This window comes from Paenibacillus sp. LT-B23 (assembly GCF_059417685.1).
Map to the genome: position 1 here is coordinate 419,108 of NZ_JBSQBM010000003.1, position 9,432 is coordinate 428,539.

Consider the following 9,432-nt stretch of genomic DNA (forward strand, 5'->3'; position numbering starts at 1 on the left):
ATACAGGATGAATGAAAGCCTGTTGTACATGTCCGACCTCTCTGCATAGTCTTTTGCTCTGATACAATGATTTCTTGTATTGGTGAATTTTATTGGGAAATTTGATTTTATTGGGAGGTTTTTGCCAATCAATGTCGAAATAAAGGTAAAAGTAAATAAGTCTTTGTGCCTTCTTTATTGTTTAATTAGTATAAAAGACTTGGTTCAGGAGGCGCTTTAAATGAAATATATAGCTCACATTCGTCAGAAAGACGGACGTATTCAGACAGTGAGAGATCATTTACAGGAAGTGAAAGAGAGTTGTGAGCGTTATGGAGGGAAAATTGGTGTCGGTCATCTGGCTGGACTGGCGGGTTGGCTACATGATTTAGGGAAAAATACAAACGAATTCAAAACGTATATTCAAGAAGCTGTGGCTAATCCGGATGCACCTCCACATAGAGGTTCTGTAGATCATTCAACAGCTGGTGGTAAATTACTCTTTGACCGTTATCATCATTCCTCTTCCATTCATGACAAGGTTGCCGCAGAATGGATCGGAAATTGTATCATTTCACATCACCAAGGGTTACGGGACTTTATTGATCCCGAACTGAATTCTCCCTTTTTTAAACGCGTTTCCAAAGACTTGGAAGAGTTTGAGCAAACAGTATCTGAATTTTTTGAGCATGTTCCACAACATGAGCTGGATCAATACTTTTCTGAAGCTAAGAAGGAACTAGAACATTATTTAGGCCTTATTAAACAGCATAAACTTCCTTCTATTGCTGCTTCACTTCTTATGAAGTACACATTTAGTTGCCTCATTGATGCGGACCGAACCAATACCCGGCAGTTTGAAGAGGATGAAGAACCGGAGCAACCTCTGGATAGTCATTCGTTTTTTAAAAGAAGTTATGGTGCTTTGACAAACATGCTAGAGACACTTGAGAACGATAGTGACTCGGAAGAGCCAATTAATCGCTTAAGACGTGAGATGTCCCGGCAATGTGACGCTTTTGCACTACGACCATCTGGTATATACACGCTATCCATTCCTACAGGCGGGGGCAAAACACTGGCGAGCTTGCGGTATGCGCTTAAACATGCGATGACCTTTAACAAAGATCGAATCATTTACATTGTCCCTTACACAACAATCATTGAGCAAAATGCTGCGGAAATCAGAGGTATTTTGCAGGAAGACGACATGATTTTGGAGCATCACTCTAACGTAATTGAGGGAGAAGATGAGCTTGAGAACGAAGACTATGACGCGCATCAGAAAAAGATAAAGTTAGCAAGAGATACTTGGGATCGTCCGATTGTTTTCACGACTATGGTTCAGTTTCTGAATACCTTCTATGCGAAAGGTACGCGTAATGTACGAAGATTGCATCAGTTGTCGAATTCAGTCATTATTTTTGACGAAGTTCAGTCGGTACCTGTGAAATGTATTTCTTTATTCAACGCGGCACTAAATTTTTTGCACATTTTGGGTGGATCCAGTTTGTTGCTTTGTACAGCAACGCAGCCTGCCCTTGATTTTGTAAAGCATAAACTTCATTTTTCCGAACATGCCGAGATCATCGAAAATCTGGATGATGTGGGCAAAAGCTTCAAACGGGTAGAGGTGGTGAATCGCACAACGACATTAGGGTGGGGAGCCGAGGAACTGGCGGACTTTGTTCAAGAACAGATGGAGGAAGTTAACAGTTTACTTGTGATTCTGAACACCAAAACGGCTGTACGCAAGCTATTTGACCAACTACACCAACGTGAGGGATTGGGAGAAGGTGGTGTAAGGTTATTTCATTTGAGTACGAATATGTGCGCGGCTCATCGTAAAGATGTGTTGTCTGAACTAAAACGGGCCCTTGAGGCAAAAGAGCGTGTCATCTGCGTCAGCACGCAGCTTATTGAAGCGGGCGTGAATATCAGCTTTGAATGCGTTATTCGATCACTGTCCGGGCTGGACTCCATTGCGCAGGCAGCAGGCAGATGCAACCGACATGGCAAAGATGAGCTACGGTATGTGTACATCATTAAATCGGCCGACGAGGATCTTTCAAGGTTGCCTGAAATTCGGATCGGCAAGGAACAGACAGAGCGTATATTAAATGAGTTTGAGCAGGAGCCGCAAAGATTTGACCATAATTTATTATCTACATCAGCGATGAAAGCCTATTTTGAATATTACTACCACTATATTAAAGAAGAAATGGATTATCCCATCTCCAAGCTGGAAAAAAATTTGTTCGACTTGTTGAGCGCAAACAAGGACTATTATGGAGCATATAAGAAAAAGTGCCGTAAAAATCCCGAGATTCTAAGTCGCCCATCCTTAGCGACTGCCGAGCAATATTTTGAGGTCATCAGTAACAAGACTACATCAGTGTTGGCGCCCTATAATGACGAAGCAGAAGAGTTAATTCTGGATTTTAATGGCGAACTGGATAGCAGCGAATTAGGGGGGCTATTACGGAAGCTGCAACCCTATGTGATTAACATCTATGACCCTGAACTAAGGAAGCTGGAGAAAAGCGGTGATCTGTATCCTTTATTACACGGTCATGTGCTGGCATTACGAAAACCGGCTTATTCGCAGCAATTTGGAGTTGAAACAGAGGGTGAAGGCAAATGGCCGGATGCTATATTTTAAGATAGAAAGAGAAAACCCGCCAAAGGCGGGCATTCAAATAATCCTCTATAATTTTCAATCCACACTTCTCAGCGACAAATTAAGTGTAGCACAGGATGAGAAATACAATCAATCTGCAAAATGTTGCTTGTATTTATTTGGAATATAGTATATGTTGAGAATGTGAATTTTTATTTTATAAATGATCCTTTATAAGAAGGGAGGATGAAAATGCGAAATCAAATTGAATTTGAGGTGTTCGGGAGATACGGCCTTTTCACAGACCCATTAACCAAGCTCGGGGGCGAAAAATTTTCATATCAGGTTCCTAGCTATCAGAGCTTAAAGGGGATTGTGGAAAGTATCTACTGGAAGCCGACATTAACGTGGGTTGTTGACGAGGTTCGAGTTATGAATGTTTTCCAGACCGAATCGAAAGGGGTTCGCCCTATTGAATATAGTGGGGGAAATACCTTGGCCTACTACACCTATCTAAAAGACGTTCGTTATCAGGTCCGGGCGCATTTCGAATTTAACCCTCATCGTGAAGATCTCATTTACGACCGCAACGAATTTAAACATCACAACATCGCTAAACGAGCAGTCAAGGCCGGAGGACGCAGAGATATTTTTCTGGGTACCCGTGAATGCCAAGGCTACGTTGAACCCTGTGTTTTCGGCGAAGGAGCGGGTGACTACGATGAGGTTCCTGAAATTGATTTCGGCACAATGGTGCATGGAATCAGCTATCCGGATGAAACCGGTCGAAAAGAACGGGAAACCCGACTTTGGAGGGCCAAAATGCAACATGGCGTAATCCGCTTTATTCGTCCTGAGGAGTGCACACTGATACGTAAGACAGGTGAGGGGGCAGTGAAAGCGTTCAGCTCTGCCAACCTGCAAGGTGTGGACAGCCTGTACGAAGAAATGTTCGTGGATGGGGGAAGTGAATGAGCTGGCTAGCGAATTTATATAAAACGTATGAAAATCATACGCATGCTGTCGGGCAATTTGAGAAAAAGAAAAATGATCGCGAATACGCGTTAATCCCGGTATCTCATACGACACAGAGCGCTCACATTGAGGTTAATTTGGACGGAAAGGGCAATTATCTTTCAGCCAGAGTCCTAGACAAAAACGAGGGAAGCACTATTATTCCATGTACGGAAGCTTCTGCTAGTCGGACAAGCGCTCCAGTTCCGTATCCGCTCTTTGACAAGCTCGTCTATGTGGCAGGCGACTTTGTACAATATTGCGGCGAAGTAAAAGGAACGCCACACAAGGATTATATGAAGCAATTGCGTTCCTGGTGCGAATCTCCTTATGGGCACCCGAAGGTAAAGTGTGTTCATGAATATCTCGCTAAAGGAAATCTGATAACCGATCTCATTCGGGACAAAGTGCTCTCGGTTGACGATCAGGGAAAGTTAATTGAAAAATGGACGGCAGCGCTGGAAGCGGAGCGTGGGGAAAAGCCTGAGATTTTCAAAGTAATCGTCTCCGATCAAAGCGCTGCTTTTGTTCGCTTCGCCGTTCAGGTGCCAGGGGAAGTAGAATCCAGACTATGGCGTGACCCATCTGTTCAGCAATCTTTTATCCAGTTTTATGAGATGAGCTTAAAGGAAATAGACTTATGCTATGTATCGGGTGAACTGTTGCCCTATGCAGACAAACATACTTCGCGCATCCGCAACTCCGCTGACAAATCCAAGCTGATTTCAGCGAATGATTCTGACGGCTTCACCTATCGGGGACGATTTCGTAGCAGCCGCGATGCGGCGACGGTAAGCTACGAAGTATCCCAGAAGGCTCACAATGCCTTAAAGTGGCTGATCGAACGCCAAGGGATTACTGTGGACGGTAGAGTTTTCCTTGTGTGGGGAATAGAAAGTCTGGATGTGCCTGATCCGCTCGGTGATACGTTCAGCCTGTATCAAGATGAGGATGAAGAGCCGACAGGAGGAGACAGCACTCATAAGGAATTTGCTAATCAAGTGCGTCGCGCCATTGGCGGTTATCGTTATGATGGCGATTATGCCTCCAATGTCATCATTATGGTATTGGATGCGGCGACACCGGGGCGGCTGGCAATGGTATATTACCGTGATCTGAACAAGGAGATGTTTCTGGATCGGTTACAAGCTTGGCACGAAACCTGTTACTGGCAACATCGGTATCGGAAAAGTGCAGATAACAAGAACATTACCTTTATTGGAGCACCTGCAACGGGAGATATTGCCTTTGCAGCCTACGGTCCACGAGCGAATGATAAGATTGTCAAAGGTTTAATTGAACGGATGCTTCCATGCATTGTTGACGGACGAAAAATTCCGCTTGATATTGTACGCAGTGCGGTTAATCGTGCCTCGAATCCAGTGGGCTTGGATGAATGGGAGTGGGAGAAGACGTTGAGTATCACCTGCGCTTTAGTGAATAAAACATGTGAGGAGGAATTCGGATTGGATTTGAATATTGAAAATGATGATCGAAGTTATTTATTTGGAAGACTTCTGGCAATTGCCGATGTGCTGGAAAGCAGAGAGCTGGAGCGCGAGAAAAGAGCAGCAGGTAGAGAAAATAGACGTGCTACAAACGCCATACGTTATATGAATGTTTTTGCTCAGCGTCCGAAACGAACATGGGCTATTATTCAAGCTAATATTCAGCCATATATGGTTAAACTGGGTGGAAAAGCAGAGTTTTATAATCGTCTGTTAGACGAGGTATGTATTCAGTTCAAGCCAAATGATTTTTCAGATAAACAATTAAGTGGTAAATACCTGCTTGGATTTTCTAATCAACGCCACGATTTGTACACAAGTAAGAAAGACAAGGAAGCAACGAATAATGCAGATCAAGACGAAGATCAAGATCAAAAAAGTCACGACTAGGAGAGATTATATAAATGAGTGTACTTGACCATAAAATTGATTTTGCCGTTGTACTGTCAGTCCGTAATGCTAACCCGAACGGTGATCCGTTGAATGGCAATCGTCCGCGCCAAAATTATGACGGTTACGGTGAAATTTCCGATGTATGTATCAAACGCAAAATCCGTAATCGTCTACAAGATATGGGGGAATCCATTCTTGTACAATCCGATGAGAGACGTGTGGATGCTTACCGCAGCATTAAAGAACGTGTAGACGCTAATGCGGAAGTACAGGAATTTGGTAAGGGCAAAAAGCAAAACAATGAGCTTTACGCCCAAGCAGCCTGCAAGTCTTGGATTGATGTACGAAGTTTTGGGCAAGTATTTGCTTTTACCAAAGAGGATATATCCCTGGGCATTCGTGGACCTGTGTCCATACATACGGCGGTAAGCCTTGCTCCTATTGATATTTCCAGTATGCAAATTACCAAGAGCGTCAACGCAGTAACCCCGAAGGACCCTAATAAGAAAAGCTCTGATACGATGGGGATGAAGCACAGGGTTGATTTTGGCGTCTATGTTTTTTATGGAAGTATAAATACACAATTGGCGGAAAAAACCGGATTTACCTATGAGGATGCAGAGAAAATTCGGGAAGCTTTAAGAACACTGTTCGAAAATGATACCTCTTCCGCACGTCCTGATGGGAGTATGGAAGTTCATCATCTGTACTGGTGGGAGCATAATTCCAAATTAGGGCAATATTCTTCGGCTAAAGTCCATCGTTCACTACAAATTCAGCTAAATAAAGATGTGAGCGAAGCGAGGTCTTTTGAGGATTACGTATGCACGGTTCAACCGCTGGAGGACTTAACGGTTCAAGAGTATGCAGGGCTATAACGAAGAGGATTATTTGCTGCTATCCGGTATTCAGCATTTTAATTTCTGTAGAAGGCAGTGGGCGTTAATTCACATTGAGCAGCAATGGGAAGAAAATGTGCGGACGATCGAGGGAGATCATTTACACCGAAAAGCCGATCAGCCCATGATTCGTGAAAAAAGAGGCGATAAACTCGTCGTGCGCGCATTACCCGTACATTCCAGAGAGCTTGGTATTACTGGAATCTGTGACGTCGTAGAGTTTGTACGTGATGGTCATGGGGTTCCGCTGGCAGGGGAGGAAGGTACGTACCTTCCTTTTCCTGTGGAGTACAAGCGTGGCAAACCCAAACGAAATGATTCAGATCATTCTCAGTTAGTCGCACAAGTGATGTGTCTTGAAGAAATGCTCGTGTGTGATATTTCAAAAGGCTACTTTTATTACGATGAGATCAAGCATCGGGTAGAGGTCATGATCACTGCTGCTGACCGTGAACGGGTGCGAACAAGCTTGCAGGAAATGCGGCATTATTTTGAGCGAAACCATACACCTAAAGCCAAAGCAGGGCCACATTGCCAAAGCTGCTCGCTTCAGCACATATGTGTGCCGGAAATTTTGAATAAAAGGTCTGTTTCCAGTTTCATTGAAAGCAGGATAGCTGAATGAAAAAATTACTGAATACGTTGTTTGTTACCTTGCCGGATACGTACTTGTCACTGGATGGGGACAATATCGTTATCAAACAAGAAGAGGCCATTCTGGCACGCTACCCGTTGCATAACCTGGAAGCTGTATGTACTTTTGGCTATGCAGGGGTAAGTCCGGGACTGATGGGTGCTTGTGCATCACGCAATATAGATTTAACCTTTATGACGCGAACTGGACGCTTCTTGGCACGTGTGATCGGAGAGAGCCGTGGAAATGTGGTACTCCGAAAAGAACAGTATCGGATTTCCGATGATGACCAAAGAAGTGCTCTTGTAGCCAGAAATATGATTATAGGCAAGATATATAATAATAAATGGATTTTGGAGCGAGCGACAAGGGACTATCCCCTACGTATTGACGCTGATCGAATGAAAAAGGTGACTGCTTCTTTAGCAGGGGCCATGCAGCAAGTCCGTGAAGTGGAGGACCTGGACATTTTGCGTGGTTTGGAGGGTGCGGCGGCTGTACAGTACAATTCGGTTTTTGATGAGCTGATTTTGCAGCAAAAGAAGGATTTTTACTTCCATGGACGCAATAAACGTCCGCCGTTGGATAATGTCAATGCTTTATTATCTTTTGCCTATACACTTCTGTCCAACGATATGAAATCTGCACTGGAAGCTGTCGGATTGGATGCTTATGTAGGTTTTCTGCATAGAGATCGTCCGGGGCGAGCTTCATTGGCACTGGATGTTATGGAAGAACTTCGTGGAGTATATGCAGACCGTTTTGTCCTTACATTGATTAACAAAAAGTTGATTCATGGCAAAGGATTTTACAAAAAAGAAAATGGCGCTGTGATTATGGACGATGACACGAGAAAAATAGTATTGAAGGCATGGCAGGAACGCAAACAGGAAAAGATTATTCATCCTTATTTGAATGAGAAAATGTCTTGGGGGCTTGTGCCCTATTCACAGGCTTTGCTCTTGGCTAGATATATTCGAGGAGATTTGGACGAGTACCCTCCATTTTTGTGGAAGTAGGTGTGATCTTGCTAATCCTAATTACGTATGATGTAAGCACAGTGGACAGGGAAGGCAGAAAAAGACTGGCCAAGGTTGCGAAAAAGTGTGTAGATCACGGACAAAGGGTGCAAAATTCCGTGTTTGAGTGCATTTTGGATTCGGCCCAGTTTCGCCGTTTGAAGTATGAATTAGAAGAATTGATCGACAAAAAAGAAGACAGCCTGCGTTTCTACAATTTAGGAGATAACTATAAAAAGAAAGTAGAGCATATGGGTGCAAAAGAAGCTTACGATATGGAAAGCCCGCTGATTCTGTAAGGTGCGAATGTGAAGCTCACATAAAAACCCCGGATCCTTCGCACCTCGAAATTTGTCGAAAAGGATTAGAATCCACTTTCTATAATAGAAGTCAAGGGTGGATTCAAACTTTTTTAGCATCATTTTTTGCGAAAATGTATGGAATTGATATCATTAGGGTATCAATTTCTGTATTTTCGCTGTCGCACTCTGTATGGAGTGCGTGGATTGAAATAGAACATCAGGGTAAGGGCATAGCGGACACTATATAGTCGCACTCTGTATGGAGTGCGTGGATTGAAATATTTTAAACATGGTGAGTTGTCACCTCCGTATTAGTCGCACTCTGTATGGAGTGCGTGGATTGAAATCTTAAGGCTTACTTATCAGCGCAGCAATCCATACCAGTCGCACTCTGTATGGAGTGCGTGGATTGAAATTATCGTGATGAGGTAAACCGCATGAATGCTAATAAGGTCGCACTCTGTATGGAGTGCGTGGATTGAAATTCTAGTCTTGACGGCTTACCTAGTCAAATTAAGCCGGTCGCACTCTGTATGGAGTGCGTGGATTGAAATATCAGATTTGACTTTCTTGCCCTGTGATGGAAAGCGTCGCACTCTGTATGGAGTGCGTGGATTGAAATAATTGCATCAAAATGTGTTTTTGGCACGTTAAACCCTCGTCGCACTCTGTATGGAGTGCGTGGATTGAAATTGCTTTTTCCGCCTCAAGACGCTCAGTTGCGGTCATGTCGCACTCTGTATGGAGTGCGTGGATTGAAATTCCCCGAGAGTGCATGACTGCTTTGCTTATTCCGGTCGCACTCTGTATGGAGTGCGTGGATTGAAATTGTAGACTCTAACTGTTTAGCTTCGCGATTATAAGTCGCACTCTGTATGGAGTGCGTGGATTGAAATATTTTAAAAGCCAGTTCTTATGGGCAGAGATTTAGTCGCACTCTGTATGGAGTGCGTGGATTGAAATATCACCACCTTTAAGGATACTGCGACGAGCGCCACCGTCGCACTCTGTATGGAGTGCGTGGATTGAAATCGAAAACGGCGCGGCGTAATCAGACATAAACG

Annotated in this window: 7 protein-coding genes and 1 CRISPR repeat array; all 7 genes read left to right on the forward strand. The window is 43.7% G+C overall.

Translation table 11 applies throughout. The features are described 5' to 3' along the window. Positions 1 to 220: 220 nt before the first annotated feature. The 7 genes from cas3 to cas2 all read left to right on the forward strand — a co-directional run bounded on the left by cas3 (position 221) and on the right by cas2 (position 8,365). Positions 221 to 2,641 (forward strand): CRISPR-associated helicase Cas3', encoded by a 2,421-nt coding sequence (cas3, locus tag ACWXW9_RS06820; protein WP_494928793.1) that lies wholly within the window; start codon positions 221 to 223, stop codon positions 2,639 to 2,641. Between the two features lie 210 nt (positions 2,642 to 2,851). Next, positions 2,852 to 3,574: a type I-C CRISPR-associated protein Cas5c gene (cas5c, locus tag ACWXW9_RS06825; protein WP_494928794.1), complete on the forward strand. Its 723-nt coding sequence runs from the start codon at positions 2,852 to 2,854 to the stop codon at positions 3,572 to 3,574. Next, the gene (cas8c, locus tag ACWXW9_RS06830) at positions 3,571 to 5,511 is read left to right on the forward strand and encodes a type I-C CRISPR-associated protein Cas8c/Csd1 (RefSeq protein WP_494928795.1); all 1,941 of its coding nucleotides are present in this window, start codon (positions 3,571 to 3,573) and stop codon (positions 5,509 to 5,511) included. The genes cas5c and cas8c overlap by 4 nt, the downstream gene beginning before the upstream one ends. Before the next feature lie 14 nt (positions 5,512 to 5,525). Continuing rightward, positions 5,526 to 6,392 (forward strand): type I-C CRISPR-associated protein Cas7/Csd2, encoded by an 867-nt coding sequence (gene cas7c, locus ACWXW9_RS06835; RefSeq protein WP_494928796.1) that lies wholly within the window; start codon positions 5,526 to 5,528, stop codon positions 6,390 to 6,392. Further along, positions 6,379 to 7,038, forward strand: a complete 660-nt coding sequence (cas4, locus tag ACWXW9_RS06840) for a CRISPR-associated protein Cas4 (protein ID WP_494928797.1) — start codon at positions 6,379 to 6,381, stop codon at positions 7,036 to 7,038. The genes cas7c and cas4 overlap by 14 nt, the downstream gene beginning before the upstream one ends. After that, the gene (gene cas1c / locus ACWXW9_RS06845) at positions 7,035 to 8,066 is read left to right on the forward strand and encodes a type I-C CRISPR-associated endonuclease Cas1c (protein ID WP_494928798.1); all 1,032 of its coding nucleotides are present in this window, start codon (positions 7,035 to 7,037) and stop codon (positions 8,064 to 8,066) included. Before cas4 ends, cas1c begins: the two co-directional genes overlap by 4 nt. A gap of 8 nt (positions 8,067 to 8,074) precedes the next feature. Continuing rightward, positions 8,075 to 8,365, forward strand: a complete 291-nt coding sequence (gene cas2 / locus ACWXW9_RS06850; protein ID WP_494928815.1) for a CRISPR-associated endonuclease Cas2 — start codon at positions 8,075 to 8,077, stop codon at positions 8,363 to 8,365. Positions 8,366 to 8,546: 181 nt separating this feature from the next. Beyond that, positions 8,547 to 9,401: a CRISPR direct-repeat array (repeat unit 34 nt; unit sequence GTCGCACTCTGTATGGAGTGCGTGGATTGAAATT). Positions 9,402 to 9,432: the final 31 nt, after the last annotated feature.